Source organism: Comamonas sp. A7-5 (genome assembly GCF_039581385.1).
Taxonomy (GTDB): Bacteria; Pseudomonadota; Gammaproteobacteria; order Burkholderiales; family Burkholderiaceae_C; genus Comamonas; species Comamonas thiooxydans.
The window spans coordinates 194,283-207,836 of sequence record NZ_JBCPWO010000002.1 but is presented as its reverse complement, the minus strand read 5'-3'; the positions used below and the strand labels follow the sequence as shown (position 1 = coordinate 207,836).

The 13,554-nt window shown below is 63.9% G+C and carries 15 protein-coding genes; 13 read left to right on the top strand and 2 right to left on the bottom strand.

Going from position 1 to position 13,554, the window contains the following annotated elements:
• The first annotated feature begins 231 nt into the window (after positions 1-231).
• Positions 232-849: a 2-polyprenyl-3-methyl-6-methoxy-1,4-benzoquinone monooxygenase gene (gene coq7 / locus AAIL67_RS03880; RefSeq protein WP_034357373.1), complete on the top strand. Its 618-nt coding sequence runs from the start codon at positions 232-234 to the stop codon at positions 847-849.
• A 60-nt stretch (positions 850-909) separates the two neighbouring features.
• Here the strand turns inward: coq7 and AAIL67_RS03875 are convergent, their stop codons facing one another.
• A complete protein-coding gene (locus tag AAIL67_RS03875) occupies positions 910-1,362 on the bottom strand; it encodes an OsmC family protein (RefSeq protein WP_012837016.1) in 453 nt (150 codons plus the stop codon).
• A gap of 383 nt (positions 1,363-1,745) precedes the next feature.
• On the opposite strand from AAIL67_RS03875, the gene ilvA reads away from it, so the two are divergent.
• The 3 genes from ilvA to AAIL67_RS03860 all read left to right on the top strand — a co-directional run bounded on the left by ilvA (position 1,746) and on the right by AAIL67_RS03860 (position 4,806).
• The gene (gene ilvA / locus AAIL67_RS03870) at positions 1,746-3,299 is read left to right on the top strand and encodes a threonine ammonia-lyase, biosynthetic (protein ID WP_045838472.1); all 1,554 of its coding nucleotides are present in this window, start codon (positions 1,746-1,748) and stop codon (positions 3,297-3,299) included.
• 108 nt (positions 3,300-3,407) lie between these two features.
• Positions 3,408-4,235: an adenosylcobinamide-GDP ribazoletransferase gene (locus tag AAIL67_RS03865; RefSeq protein WP_343483439.1), complete on the top strand. Its 828-nt coding sequence runs from the start codon at positions 3,408-3,410 to the stop codon at positions 4,233-4,235.
• Positions 4,236-4,242: 7 nt separating this feature from the next.
• Positions 4,243-4,806 carry a histidine phosphatase family protein gene (locus tag AAIL67_RS03860; protein ID WP_343483438.1) on the top strand — a complete coding sequence of 188 codons (564 nt, stop codon included), beginning with the start codon at positions 4,243-4,245 and terminating at the stop codon, positions 4,804-4,806.
• Here the strand turns inward: AAIL67_RS03860 and AAIL67_RS03855 are convergent.
• On the bottom strand, positions 4,799-5,269 hold the full coding sequence (locus tag AAIL67_RS03855) for a type II secretion system protein N (RefSeq protein WP_343483437.1): 471 nt from the start codon (positions 5,267-5,269) through the stop codon (positions 4,799-4,801). The genes AAIL67_RS03860 and AAIL67_RS03855 overlap by 8 nt on opposite strands.
• Positions 5,270-5,339: 70 nt before the next feature.
• On the opposite strand from AAIL67_RS03855, the gene gspG reads away from it, so the two are divergent.
• The 9 genes from gspG (at position 5,340) to gspD (ending at position 13,542) form a co-directional block, all read left to right on the top strand.
• Entirely contained in the window at positions 5,340-5,768 is a 429-nt protein-coding gene (gene gspG / locus AAIL67_RS03850) for a type II secretion system major pseudopilin GspG (RefSeq protein ID WP_003058806.1), read from the top strand.
• Positions 5,769-5,941: 173 nt separating this feature from the next.
• The gene (locus AAIL67_RS03845; RefSeq protein ID WP_343483436.1) at positions 5,942-6,382 is read left to right on the top strand and encodes a prepilin-type N-terminal cleavage/methylation domain-containing protein; all 441 of its coding nucleotides are present in this window, start codon (positions 5,942-5,944) and stop codon (positions 6,380-6,382) included.
• Positions 6,379-6,744 (top strand): type II secretion system minor pseudopilin GspI, encoded by a 366-nt coding sequence (gene gspI, locus AAIL67_RS03840; protein WP_034357356.1) that lies wholly within the window; start codon positions 6,379-6,381, stop codon positions 6,742-6,744. Before AAIL67_RS03845 ends, gspI begins: the two co-directional genes overlap by 4 nt.
• A 3-nt stretch (positions 6,745-6,747) precedes the next feature.
• Complete coding sequence (locus tag AAIL67_RS03835) at positions 6,748-7,440, top strand: prepilin-type N-terminal cleavage/methylation domain-containing protein (protein ID WP_343483435.1); 693 nt, start codon at positions 6,748-6,750, stop codon at positions 7,438-7,440.
• A gap of 65 nt (positions 7,441-7,505) precedes the next feature.
• Positions 7,506-8,507 carry a type II secretion system minor pseudopilin GspK gene (gene gspK, locus AAIL67_RS03830; protein WP_224651068.1) on the top strand — a complete coding sequence of 334 codons (1,002 nt, stop codon included), beginning with the start codon at positions 7,506-7,508 and terminating at the stop codon, positions 8,505-8,507.
• 45 nt (positions 8,508-8,552) lie between these two features.
• Entirely contained in the window at positions 8,553-9,779 is a 1,227-nt protein-coding gene (gspL, locus tag AAIL67_RS03825; RefSeq protein ID WP_343483434.1) for a type II secretion system protein GspL, read from the top strand.
• Positions 9,776-10,318, top strand: coding sequence for a type II secretion system protein GspM (gene gspM / locus AAIL67_RS03820; RefSeq protein ID WP_034381482.1), 543 nt, complete (start codon positions 9,776-9,778; stop codon positions 10,316-10,318). Before gspL ends, gspM begins: the two co-directional genes overlap by 4 nt.
• Positions 10,319-10,326: 8 nt before the next feature.
• Positions 10,327-11,157, top strand: a complete 831-nt coding sequence (gene gspN / locus AAIL67_RS03815) for a type II secretion system protein N (RefSeq protein WP_343483433.1) — start codon at positions 10,327-10,329, stop codon at positions 11,155-11,157.
• 3 nt (positions 11,158-11,160) lie between these two features.
• Positions 11,161-13,542 (top strand): type II secretion system secretin GspD, encoded by a 2,382-nt coding sequence (gspD, locus tag AAIL67_RS03810; protein ID WP_034381477.1) that lies wholly within the window; start codon positions 11,161-11,163, stop codon positions 13,540-13,542.
• The last annotated feature ends 12 nt before the right edge of the window (positions 13,543-13,554 follow it).

The following is a 13,554-nucleotide window of genomic DNA, read 5'->3' as shown; positions in this document are numbered from 1 at the left end:
GTTGGGTCTATTGCACCAGACCACCGAGCCCAGCGCAAAGGAATTCACCCAAAACTGCTCGATTCGGCGCGTTTTCGTTGCACTACCGCAACAAACACCAAGCCACACTAGCGGGCACACCCTTAGGGGTTCCTGCCTAGGATTGCCCCAGCGCAAGTTGCGGATGAGCCACTCTGGTGTACCTTATGTGCATTGACGCCAGACAGGCGCCGCACTGAGTTCTTTTTAGCCATGGACAAGTTACTGACCGCTGCCGACGCAGCTCTTCGCACTCTGTTTGCCGACCCGGTGGCCGCAGAGCGCTCGCCTGCCGCAGGGATCGCCGAAGCCGATCTGAGCGATGAACAGCGCAAGCTCTCCGCAGCCTTGATGCGCGTCAATCATGTGGGCGAGGTCTGCGCTCAGGCGCTATACAACGCTCAGGCCATGGTGACCAAGGACATGGAGTTGCGCGAGCATCTGCTGCATGCCGCTCGCGAGGAAATGGACCATCTGGCCTGGACCCGCGAACGCCTGCATGCCCTGGGTGACAGACCCTCGTTGCTGAACCCGCTGTGGTTTGCTGGCGCTTTTGCCATTGGCACGATTGCCGCCAAATTCAGCGATGCCGCCAGTCTGGGCTTTGTGGTCGAGACAGAAAATCAGGTTTCTGCCCACCTGGCAAGCCATCTGGGTCGCCTGCCCGAGGAGGACGAGGCTTCGCGTGCCGTGGTCGAGCGCATGAAGGATGACGAAGAGCGTCATGCCGCAGCAGCGATCGACGAAGGTGCAATGCAACTGCCTCCGATTGCCCAGGGACTGATGCGTGTGGCGGCCAAAGTCATGACGATTACAGCGCATCGCATCTGATTAGCGTCTGTTCAACAAAAACGGGCCGTTGAGGCCCGTTTTTTCGATCGAACGTCCAGTTCAGGCTTCGACGATGTCGAAACCCGTCGTGATTTCGGCCGTCTTGCCCAGCATGATGGTGGCCGAGCAGTATTTGTCGTGGCTCATGGCGATGGCGCGTTCGACGGCTCCGGCAGGCAGGTTCTTGCCGCTGACCGTGAACTGCATGTGGATCTTGGTGAACACCTTGGGGTCGGTCTCGGCGCGCTCGGAAGTCAGCTGCACGCTGCAGCCCTTCACATCGTGACGGCCACGCTTGAGGATGAGCACCACGTCGTAGGCCGTGCAGCCGCCGGCGCCGGCCAGCAGCATCTCCATGGGACGAGGAGCCTGATTGCGACCGCCATTGGCCGGGTTCTTCTCGTCCGGTGCGCCGTCCATATTGACCACATGGCCGCTGCCGGTCTCTGCCACAAAGCCCATGCCCGAGCGCGTTCCGGTGGCCGCGCCTGTCCAACTAACCGTGCATTCCATTGTTTTTCCTCTCAAAACTGTTGCAATTTTGCATCAAATACATAAAAACCCGAATCTTTTGATGCACAGAAAACACAAGCCTCATACAATACAACCCAAGCGTTACCTGTGAGGTCAAACCCGCAGGCAGACTGCAGATTACTGGTTAACACCAATCTGTATCGCACCATTTGTCTCCTCCACCTCCTCTAATGGTGGATTCAGCCCCTAGCTCCTGAGCTAGGGGCTTTTTTTCGTGCCTGCTCATCCTGCTTCTCAGAGCAGCAGCATGCACCTCTTGAGCGAGTACTGCAGCGCAGCAAGCAAGCGCCTATCATGGTCGGCTTCCATGCACCCGGCAGGCTGATTACCCTGGCTCTGGTGCTCTGCTTTCGATTTGCACCATGACTCAAGCCCTGACCCCTGCCGATTATCTGACTCGCATCCTCAATGCACGCGTCTATGACGTGGCCGTGGAGTCGGATCTGGACATTGCCAAGAACCTCAGCCGCCGCCTGCACAACAAAGTGCTTCTGAAGCGCGAGGACCAGCAGCCCGTGTTCAGCTTCAAGTTGCGCGGCGCCTATAACAAGATGGCCAATCTGACGGCCGAGCAGCTGCAAAAGGGCGTGATCTGCGCCAGCGCGGGCAACCATGCCCAGGGCACGGCGATGAGCGCCAAGAAGCTGGGCTGCCGCGCCGTGATCGTGATGCCCACCACCACGCCCCAGGTGAAGATCGATGCCGTGATCGCCCTGGGCGGCGAGGCGGTGCTAGCCGGGGAAAGTTACTCGGACGCCTACAAACACGCCGTCAAGCTGCAGAAGTCCGAGGGCCTGACCTTTGTCCACCCCTTTGACGACCCCGATGTGATTGCCGGCCAGGGCACCATCGCCATGGAGCTGCTGCGCCAGCTGCAAAAGCTGGGCAGCCAGCGTCTGGATGCCATCTTCGTGCCCATCGGCGGCGGCGGCCTGATTGCCGGCATTGCCAACTACATCAAGGCCGTGCGCCCCGAGGTGAAGGTGATCGGCGTGCACACCAAGGACTCGAACGCCATGATGCAGTCCGTGCAGGCGGGCGAGCGCGTGGAACTGGCCGATGTGGGCCTGTTCGCCGACGGCACGGCCGTGAAGCTGGTGGGAGCGGAAACCTTCCGTGTCACCCAGGGCCTGGTGGATGACTATGTGACCGTGGACACCGATGCCGTCTGCGCCGCCATCAAGGACATCTTCACCGACACCCGCTCCATCGTCGAGCCCTCGGGCGCCCTGGGCGTGGCGGCCATCAAGCAGTATGTGGCCAAGCACAAGACCAAGGGCGAAACCTACGCCGCCATACTGAGCGGCGCCAATATGAACTTCGACCGCCTGCGCTTTGTGGCCGAGCGCGCCGAAGTCGGCGAGGAGCGCGAAGCCCTGTTCGCCGTCACCATCCCCGAAGAGCGCGGCAGCTTCAAGCACTTTTGCGAGGTGGTGGGCAAGCTGCCCGGCGGCCCGCGCAACGTGACCGAGTTCAACTACCGCATCAGCCACGACAGCAAGGCCCATGTGTTCGTGGGTCTGACCACGCCGACAAAGGGCGAGTCCGAGAAGATCTGCAAGAACTTCCAGAAGAACGGCTTTGAGGCACTCGACCTGACCTTTGACGAGATGGCCAAGGAACATCTGCGCCATATGGTGGGCGGCCACTCGCCGCTGGCCCAGGACGAGCGCCTGCTGCGCTTTGTCTTCCCCGAGCGCCCCGGCGCGCTGTTCAAGTTCCTGAGCCTGATGGCGCCGACCTGGAATATCTCCCTGTTCCACTACCGCAACCAGGGCGCCGACTACGGCCGCATCCTGGTCGGCATGCAGGTGCCGGCCAAGGACCACAAGAAGTTCGACAGCTTTCTCAAAAACCTCGGCTATCCCTGGGTGGAGGAAACCAGCAATCCTGCGTACCAGTTGTTCCTAAAGTAAAACAAAAAAAGGAGCTGCCACCGCATTACAGACAATGATTTCAGATAGAAAAGAATCTGAAACATAGGAATATCAAGCGAAACCAGCTCCTTTTTTATTCGCAACACCATGCAAGCCCTGCGCCACTATCTGCTGGCCGTCCAGTTCTTCAGCCGCATCCCCGTGGCTGGACGTCTGGCGGCCTGGGTGGGCTGGAGCCCCGAGATGCAGCGTGCCAGCGCCGCGCATCTGCCCGGCGTGGGCTGGCTGGTGGGCCTGTGGGCCGCACTGCTGCTGGCAGCCCTGCTCTGGCTGCTGCCGGCAAGCCCTTGGTCGCCGCTGGCGGCGGCGCTCATCAGCACCGCCGGCACCTTGTGGCTGACCGGCTGTTTTCATGAGGACGGTCTGGCCGACGTCGCCGACGGGCTGGGCGGCCTGGTCCCGCCCGAGCGCGCGCTGGAGATCATGAAGGACTCGCGCATAGGCGCCTATGGCGTGATGGCTCTGCTCATGGCACTGCTCACCAAGGTCGTGCTGATCGCCCTGTTGCTGTCCGTCATGCAGCCGTTCTGGGGACCGGCGCCGGTACTCATCCTCGTGTGCTGCATTCATGTGCTGTCGCGCTTTGCGCCGCTGGTGCTGATGCGCAGCCTGCCCCACGTCGGCCTGGCCGCGAGCAGCAAGACCCTGCATATCGCGGGCAGGCAACTGGGCTGGCAAGGCATGCTGACCGGCTGCCTCTGGTGTCTGCCGGCACTGGGCCTGCTGGGCTGGCTCGGCGTCTGGAGCTTTGTGCCCAGCCTGCTGGCTGCCATGCTGGTCACCACCTGGCTGATGAAGCGCTGGTTGCGTAAGCGCCTTGGCGGCATGACGGGCGACTGTCTGGGCGCCTGCCAGCAGCTCAATGAACTGGCTCTGCTGCTGGCCAGCTGCATCTATCTGCGCCAGCTGCTATAGAACGGCCATGAAGACGCTATGGCTGGTGCGCCACGCACGTCCCTTGATCGATACCGAGCGCTGTTATGGCCGCCTCGATATCGCCGCCGATGCAGAGGCCACCCGGCAAGCCGCTCAGACCCTGCAGCAATCTCTGCAGCACCTGCATGGCAGGCTGCAGATCCGGCACTCGCCGCTACAAAGATGCAGGCAGTTGGCATTGGATCTGCAGGTACTGGAGCCGGATTTCGTCTCCACCCCCGACGGCAGACTGCTGGAGATGGACTTCGGCCATTGGGAAGGCCTGCGCTGGAATGACATCGGCGAAGCTGCCATCGGTGTCTGGGCGCACGATCTGGCGCGGCACGCACCCGGCGAGGGCGAATCACTGGCACAGATGCTGCAGCGCGTCCACGAGGCGCTGCAAGACGCGCTCAGCAGCAACAGCGAACATATGGTGTGGATCTGCCATGCCGGTGTGGCACGCTGTGTGCAGTGGCTGCTGCAACATGGCCGCCGGCTGCCGCAAAGCCATGAATGGATCTTGCCGGCGCCCGCCTATGGACAGTGGCTGCAGCTCGAACTCAATTGAAGCTGGCCATGGGCGGCCTGGGCAATTGCAGCACCGTGCTGGCCGGCCCGTTGGCAGGGCCCAGTCGCGCTTCGCGCGCCGCCAGAGATTGCAGAATCACGCCATCCTCCACGGCTTCACCTACACGCACGGCCTTGCTGCCCTTGCCTTCCACGGCGATCACCGCGGCACCGCCGCCTGTTTCGTGCCCTGCCAGCACCCCCAGCAGCGCATAGCGGCTGGCCACTGGCGCGGCCACGGCGGCAACAGGCGCGGCGACCGCCCCCAAAGCCTTGGCCATGGCCTGGACATTGGCCTGTACCGGCTGCGCAGGCGGGACGACATGTAACTGCTCACTGCCACTGCCGACGAACCGGAGTGTCCAGAACACCACCACCGCAGCGGCAATCGCCCACAGCAGCAGGGTCGTGAGTTTGACCGGCATGGAAAGGCCCTGACCGGCATTGAAAGATTGCAGTCGCATTCGACGATTATGATGGTGCAATACTGCATTTTTCCTACAGTTTCCAATGAGCACCAACTGCCGTCATCCGATGTCTGCTATTCGCCACGCCGCATCACGCGGCTTTACCCTGATCGAATTGATGGTGGTGCTGGTCATCATTGGCGTGCTGGCAGCGCTTATCGTGCCCAATGTGCTGGACCGCGCCGACGATGCGCGCGTGACCGCAGCCAAGACCGATATCGCCAATATCAACCAGGCGCTCAAGCTCTACCGCCTCGACAACCAGCGCTATCCAACGGCCGAACAGGGCCTGCAGGCGCTGGTAGCCAAACCAACCACCGGCCCCGCTCCGCAGAACTGGAAGCCCTACCTGGAAAAGCTGCCCAATGACCCCTGGGGCAATCCTTATCAATACCTGAACCCAGGCGTGAAGGGCCCCATCGACATCATGTCCCTGGGCGCTGACGGCAAGGCCGGCGGCGAAGGCAAGGATGCGGATATTGGCTCCTGGCAATGAGCGTTAAGGAGGCCCCCACAAGAGCATCGACCCCACGCTCCCTCACTGCGTGTGGTCGCTGCCCCCAAGGGGCCCTGACCGGCTAAAGCCGAGTTTCGCCTTGGGGCTGCCCGGCGGCGAAACGTCCTCCGTCTAACCCGCTTCACATCAGCAATTCGGCCGCTCACTCCTTCATGGCTCAACTCAAACACGCCGGATTTACCTTGCTGGAGTTGCTGGTGGTGATTTCCATCATGGCGCTGGCGACGGCGGGTGTGAGCCTGGCCATACGCGACAGCGGCGAGCAGCAGCTCGAACGCGAGGCCCAGCGTCTGGCCACCTTGCTCGAATCGGCCCGCGCCCAGGCCCGTACCAATGGCGCCCTGGTTATCTGGCGCCCGATGCCGCAGGGCTTCCGGTTTGAAGGTCTGCCACCCAACGTCAAGATGCCCACTCAATGGCTGCAGACTCCTGTGCTGGTGCAGCCCAATACACCCGTGGTGCTGGGACCGGAGCCGCTGATTCCAAGGCAGAGCATTACCTTGTCGCTGCCCGGGAGCAACTCGGCACCACTGCGGCTGGCCACCGACGGGCTGCGCCCGTTCAGCATTCAAAATCTGCAGGTGACGCCATGAAGCCCGCCCTGCTGCAGCGCGGCTTCACGCTGATCGAGGTACTGGTCGCGGTCGGCATTGTCGGCGTCACCCTGCTGGCTGGACTTCAGGCCAGCAGCGCCCTGACGCGCAATGCCCAGCGCCAGTCCGACGTCATCCTGGCCCAGCTCTGCGCGCAGAACGAACTGGTGCGACTGCGCCTGTTCAATCAGATGCCTGCCGTCGGCGACACCACCATCCAGTGCCAGCAGGCCGGCAGACAGATGCAGGTACAGCTCAGCGTGCGCCCCACGCCCAACCCCAGCTTCAGACGCGTGGATGCCCAGGTGTTTTCCGAAGCGGCTGCGGTGCTGCGCGTGTCCACCATCGTCGGCCGCTACTGAATAATGAGCAGCATGCGCAACATAAACAAAGGCTTCACGCTGATCGAGTTGCTGGTGGCCCTGGCCGCAATGGCCCTGCTGTCCATCATGAGCTGGCGCGGCATCGACGGCATGCTGAGGGCGCAGGAAGTGACGCGCGAGCAAGGCGAGCAGCATGCCGTCATGCAGACCGTGCTGGCTCAGTGGAATGCCGACCTCAACGCGCTGATGCCGCTTCAGGGTCGCCAGGTGCTGGACTGGGATGGCCAGGTGTTGCGCCTGACGCGCAAGACCAGTGCAGCCGTCGACAACGGGGCGCTCATCGTGGCCTGGAGCCGTCGCAATGTTGATGGCCGCTTTCAATGGGTGCGCTGGCAATCGCTGCCCGCGCGCACGGTCAGCGAATGGAACGATGCCTGGAACCAGGCGGCCCAATGGGGCCGCAATCCTTCCAGCGACCAGATGCGCCGCGAGACCGTGCTGATCCCGCTTGATCTGTGGCGCGTCTATTACTACCGCAGCAACGCCTGGACCAACCCGCAGTCCAGCGATCAGGGCAGCGATGACGGCAGCAGCGTCGGCAGCGACGGCAACCCCGTGCTGCCCGTCGTGCCCGACGGCATACGCATAGAACTGACACTGCCCCCAGGCCGAGCGCTCAATGGAGTGATGACGGTGGACTGGGTCAACCCGCTGCGCTCGAACTCCAGATCATGAAATCCCCCCTGAGTCGCTTCGCGCCTTCCCTCCAGAGGGACAACGCCATCGCTGCGGGGCGGCCCATGCTCGGGGTTTCCGGCTTGGGGTGCGCCAGTTTCCGACGCGTGCGCCAGCGCGGTGCAGCACTGCTGGCAGCCATGCTGACGGTGGTGCTGGTTGCCACCCTGGCCTCGGCCGCGCTCTGGCAGCAATGGCGCGATGTGGAAATCGAGACCGCCGAACGCAATCGTGTGCAGGCCAACTGGTTGCTGCTGGGCGCGCTGGACTGGTCGCGCGTGGTGCTGCAGGAGGACTCGCGCGCCAACCGCAGCAACCCGGTCGATCATCTGGGCGAGCCCTGGGCGGTGCCGCTGAAGGAGGCTCGCCTGTCCACATTTCTGGCAGCCAAGAACAATGTCAGCCAGGTCGATGACGGTCTTGCCGACATGCAGGACGCTTTTCTCTCGGGCGAGATCGTGGATCTGCAGTCGCGCCTGAATCTGCGCAATCTGCTCAGCGGGGCCGACTCGAGCGTGAAAGAGGAGAACCTCAAGCCTTTTCTGCGCCTGTTCGAGCGCCTGGGTCTGCCCGGCAGCTCCGTCATGCAGATCGCCACGGCCTTGCAGCAAGCCATGCGCGGCAAGAGCCAGACTGCGGCGCTGATGCCGCGCACCGTCGGGCAACTGGGCTGGCTGGGCGTCGATCCGCGCATCATCGCGCGCATCGAGCCCTATGTCTCGCTGTTGCCCGAGCGCACCATGGTCAATCTCAATACGGCCAGCGCCGAGGTCATCTGGGCCAGCACCGAGGACCTGGACTGGGCCCGCGCCAACCAGCTGGTGCAGTTGCGCGACGCCTCGCCTTTCAAGTCCCTGAATGCAGCGGCTGCGGCCATAGGGCTGACCGGCGTCTTCAACAGTGCCATGCACTCCGTGACCACCAGCTATTTCGAAGCCCGCGGTCGCCTGCGCCTCGGGGACAACGTCTTGAGCCAGCGTTCACTGATTCAGCGCAAGGACATGAACGTGACTACCCTGTGGCAGGAGCACGCCGACTGGGGTATGCCCGCAGTTGCCAGACCCTGACACCCTGATGTCACACTGCCCCCATAGAATGCTGCATCTTCCCTCATGAGCACATTGCTAATACAGCTGTCGGCGAAGCACGCCAACTCCGCCACGGAATATCTCTACGTCCTCAGCGACGATGGCCAAAGCATTCAGCGCAGCGGCCAGGCTGCGGCGTCCCTACTGCCGGCCACGGGCCGCACGGCCCAGATCACCGCCGTCATCCCGGCCGCTCAGCTGTCCTGGCATGCCGTCACCCTGCCTCCAGGACTGAATGTGCAAAGCCGGCGCCAGCAGCGTCTGCGCGCCGTGCTTGAGGGTTTGCTGGAAGAAAAGCTGCTCGATGAGCCGTCCGTCATGCACCTGGCACTGGACGCTGGCTCGGCGGCGGGTCAGACCTGCTGGGTGGCTGCCTGCGACAAGGGCTGGCTGCAATCCCATTTGCAGGCCCTGGAACAGCATGGTCATGCCGCCAGCCGTCTGGTGCCCGAACAATGGCCAAGCAGCAAGGCCCAGCTGCTTCTGTCGGGCGACAGCACCCAGCCCCAGCTGAGTGCCACCGGACTGGATGCACAAGCCTGCCTCGTCGTCCTGCCCCAGCATGCCGATGCCGGCCTGTTGCAGCCACTGCTGGCTCGCCTGCCCGAGGATCTGCCGGTGCTGGCCGAACCCCATCTGGCACGCAGCGCGGAGACACTGCAGCGCCCGGTCAGCATCTTCACCGCCGCCCAGCGGCTGCTGCAAAGCCATGGCTACGCAGGCGACCTGGCCCAGTTCGATCTGGACCTGGGCGGCAGCACCCGCGCCAAGCGCCGCCTGCTCGATGCCTGGCATGGTTTTGCCAAGGCTCCGCAATGGCGTGCTGCGCGCTGGGCTGCAGGCATTGCCGTCGTCGCCCAGCTGGTCGGACTCAACGCCTGGGCCTTCAGGGAAAACCGTGCCATCGAACTGCGCCAGCAGCAGGCCAAGCAGGTACTTCAGACCACCTTCCCTCACGTGCCCGTCATCATCGATGCTCCGGTACAGATGCAACGCGAACTGGATCTGCTGCGCAGCAACTCCGGCGCCCTGTCCGCCAGCGACCTTGAAGCCCTGCTGGCCGCTAGCGCCGGCATTCAGGGCGTGCAGAATGCCAAGAGCCTGCAATACCAGGACAAGCAGCTGCGTATCTCGGGTCTGGACCTGAGTCCCGAAGCAGTGGGCGACGCACAGCAAAGCCTGCAGGCCAATGGCTATATGCTGCAACGCGAAGGAGCAGATCTGGTGCTCAGTGCAAAGGCTAGGCCATGAAGCAGAAGAACGCCTTGAAAACCGCATTGGCTCCGCTGCGCCAGCGCTGGAGCGTCCTGGCCCAGCGCGAACAGAATCTGTTGCTGATCGCCGCCAGCGTCGTGCTGCTGGCCCTGCTCTGGTGGGTGGCGCTGGCACCGGCCCTGCACAGCCTGCGCACGGCCCCCGCACGCCATGCGGCAGCGGAGCGCGAGCTGCAGAACATGCTGCAGATGCAGGCCCAGGCCGAGCTGCTGCGCCAGCAGCCGCAGGGCAATAGCGCTGATGCGCGCACGCAGCTGGAGCAGTCGCTCAAGACCGAACTCGGCAGCAGCGCACAGTTGCAGTGGCTGGGCAACCGTGCCCAGGTCAGCCTGAGCAATGCCGCCGCTCCCGCCCTGGCCCGCTGGCTGGCACAGGTGCGTGACAACAGCCATGCCTCGGTGGCCGAGATGAAGCTCAACCGCAATCTCGGCGAAAGCGTCGACGGCGCTGCCGTCACACGCTGGAGCGGCAATCTGCTGCTCGATTTGCCCGACAACGCAGGTGCACAGAATTAGCCGCGACCATGAGCCTGAGCACCTCACGCACCACCAGCAAAGCCTCGCGCAGATCGCGTGAACCGGGCGATCCGCGTTCGCCGCGCCGCTGGGCAGTGGGCGGTGCCTTGCTGGGTGCTCTGCTGACGGTGCTGGTCCAGGCTCCGGCGGCCTGGCTGGCCGCAGGCGTGCAATCGATCACAGCCGACCAGGTACAGCTGCAGGAGCCGCGCGGCACGCTCTGGCGCGGCTCGGCCAGACTGGTGCTCACGGGCGGCAAGGACAGCCAGGACCAGAGCAGCCTGCCCACGCGCCTGAACTGGACACTGCGACCCGGCCTGAGCGGCGCCAGCATCAGCCTGCAAAGCGATTGCTGCACCAGTACCCCGATGCTGGCGCAGCTGCAGCCGGGCTGGAACGCCATGACAGTGCACGTCAAGGACAGCGTGCTGCAACTGCCCGCTGAGCTGCTGGCCGGCCTGGGCACGCCCTGGAACACCGTGGCCCTGCAGGGCCAGTTGCGCCTGTCCACCGTCGGGCTGACGCTGCAATATCGCGCCGGCCGGGCTACCAGCCAGGGCCTGACGCGGCTGGAAGCGCTGGCCGTATCGTCCAGGCTGTCATCGCTCAAGCCCCTGGGCAGCTACCGCCTCGATATACAGGGCGGAGACAATGCCCAGCTGAATCTGACCACGCTGGGCGGCGACCTGCAGCTCAGCGGCCAGGGCCAATGGGTGGACTCGCGCCTGCATTTCAGGGGCGAAGCCTCTGCCAGCCCCGAGCGCGAAGCCGCTCTGTCGAATTTGCTCAATATCTTGGGGCGCCGCCAGGGTGCGCGCTCCATCATCACCTTTGGTTGACACATGACTCAGCATTCACGCACCGCCTGGCAAAACACACTGCATTCGATAGCTGTTGCCTCGCTTGCCGTCTGCATTTCAGCACCTATTCATGCTCAAACCCAGAGCGGACAAGCGAATGCCACTCCCAGTTTGCGACCTGGCGAGCCGGTCACGCTGAACTTCACCAATGCCGATATCGAGGCCGTGTCGCGCGCCATGGCAGCCATCACCAATCGCAACGTGGTGGTGGATCCGCGCGTCAAGGGCCAGATCACGCTGCTGACCGACAAGGCCGTCTCGCCTGCCACTGCCTATCAGCAGTACCTGGCGGCACTGCGCATGCAGGGCTTCACGGTGACGGAGTCGGCAGGTCTGTTCAAAGTGATTCCCGAAGCCGATGCCAAGCTGCAGTCCAGCGAGGTCTCCGTCGGCCAGGGCGGACGCGGCAGTCAGGCTGGCGGCGGACAGATAGTCACGCAGATCTTCAAGCTCAACTACGAGAACGCCAACAATCTGGTGCCCGTGCTGCGGCCGCTGATCAGCCCCAACAACACCATCAACGTCAACCCCGGCAACAACTCGCTGATCATCACCGACTACGCGGACAATCTGCAGCGCATCTCGCGCATCATCGCCAGCACCGATGTATCCAACGCCACCGATGTGGAAGTCATCGCGCTGCGCCATGCCGTGGCCGCCGATATGGTGGCCCTGGTCAACCGTCTGATGGAAGGCGGCTCTGCCACCGCAGGCGGCGTGGTCCAGGCCGGAGCCGGCGCGGCAGCAGGCCAGGCGGACACCAGCTTCCGCACCTCCATACTGGCCGAGCCGCGCAGCAACTCGGTGCTGATCCGTGCGGCCAACCCGGCCAAGTTGTCGCAGATCCGCTCGCTGATCGCGCGTCTGGACCAGCCGGCCATGACGGGCAACGGTGACGACGGCAACATCCATGTGGTGTATCTCAAGAACGCCGACGCGGTGTCCCTGGCCGCCACGCTGCGTGCCGCCATCAACGCCCAGACCAGCGCCAGCACCGCCCTGGGTGGCCAGCCGGGCATGACGGCAGCCGCCGGCTCGACCACGAATGCAGCAAGCTCCCAGCCCGTGATCTCGCGCGGCACGGACGGCAGCGCCACCGTAGGCCTGGGCGGCGGCAACAGCGGCCCCAGCTCGCGCTTCGGCACGGCCCAGCAACCCTCCACGGGCGGCATGATCCAGGCCGACCCCACGACCAACTCGCTGATCATCACCGCCCCCGGCCCGCTGTACCGTCAATTGCGCACCGTCATCGACAAGCTCGACGGCCGCCGCGCCCAGGTGCTGATCGAAGCACTGATTGTCGAAGTCTCGGCCGACAAGGCGGCCCAACTCGGCGTGCAGTGGAGTTCGGTGATCCGCAACAACGGCCGCGTGCTGGGCGTGCTCGGCAACGGCACTTCCATCAGCGGCATCTCGAACATCTTCGGCCTGTCAGGGGCCGTGGGCAATCTGGTCAACGGCACGCCTCTCACCGACAGCCAGGCCTCGGCGATCGGCGGCATGAAGGGAATGAACCTGGGCTTCACCCAGAACGTCAACGGCAACACCAGCCTGGGCGCCCTGGTCAACCTGATGCAGGGCGACGGCGACACCAACATTCTCTCCACGCCCAATCTGATGACGCTGGACAACGAGGAGGCCAGCATCATGGTGGGCGAGAACGTGCCCTTCCCCACAGGCTCCTATACCAACACCGCCGGCACCTCGGGCTCGGTCAATCCCTTCACCACCTATGAGCGCAAGGACGTGGGTACGCTGCTCAAGATTCGTCCGCAGATCAACGAGAACGGCACCATCAAGATGGCCGTCTACCAGGAGAACTCGGCGGTCAAGCAGGGGACGGCGAATGCACAGTCCGGTGCCACCACCACCAAGCGCTCCATCGAGTCGAATGTGCTGGTCGAGGACGGCGCCATCGTGGTGCTGGGCGGCCTGATTGCCGACGAATACAGCCAGAGCCAGGAGCGCGTGCCGCTGCTGGGCGACATTCCCTTGCTGGGCAATCTGTTTCGCAACACCAGCCGCGAGCGCAAGAAAACCAATCTGATGGTGTTTCTGCGCCCCACCGTGCTGCGTGACGCCAACTCCACCAGCCAGCTCTCGCAGGACCGCTATGAGTCCATTCGCGGCATGCAGCAAACCGTGCAGCCCGACCCCAATCTGCTGATGCGCAATGTCAATGCCGCTCCCTTGCTGCCCGCATCCAGCGGTGCTGCACCGGCAAGCGTGCCCAATGTGGCCATCGTTCCCGGGGCCAAGCCCGAGATCGTGGACTTCACGCGCCCAGGCCAGCCCACGGTGAACGGCCAGCCTGTGACCGTGACGCCTGTGACGCCCGCCACCCTGCCCCCGGGCACCCTGTAAGCGAAGGCCAGG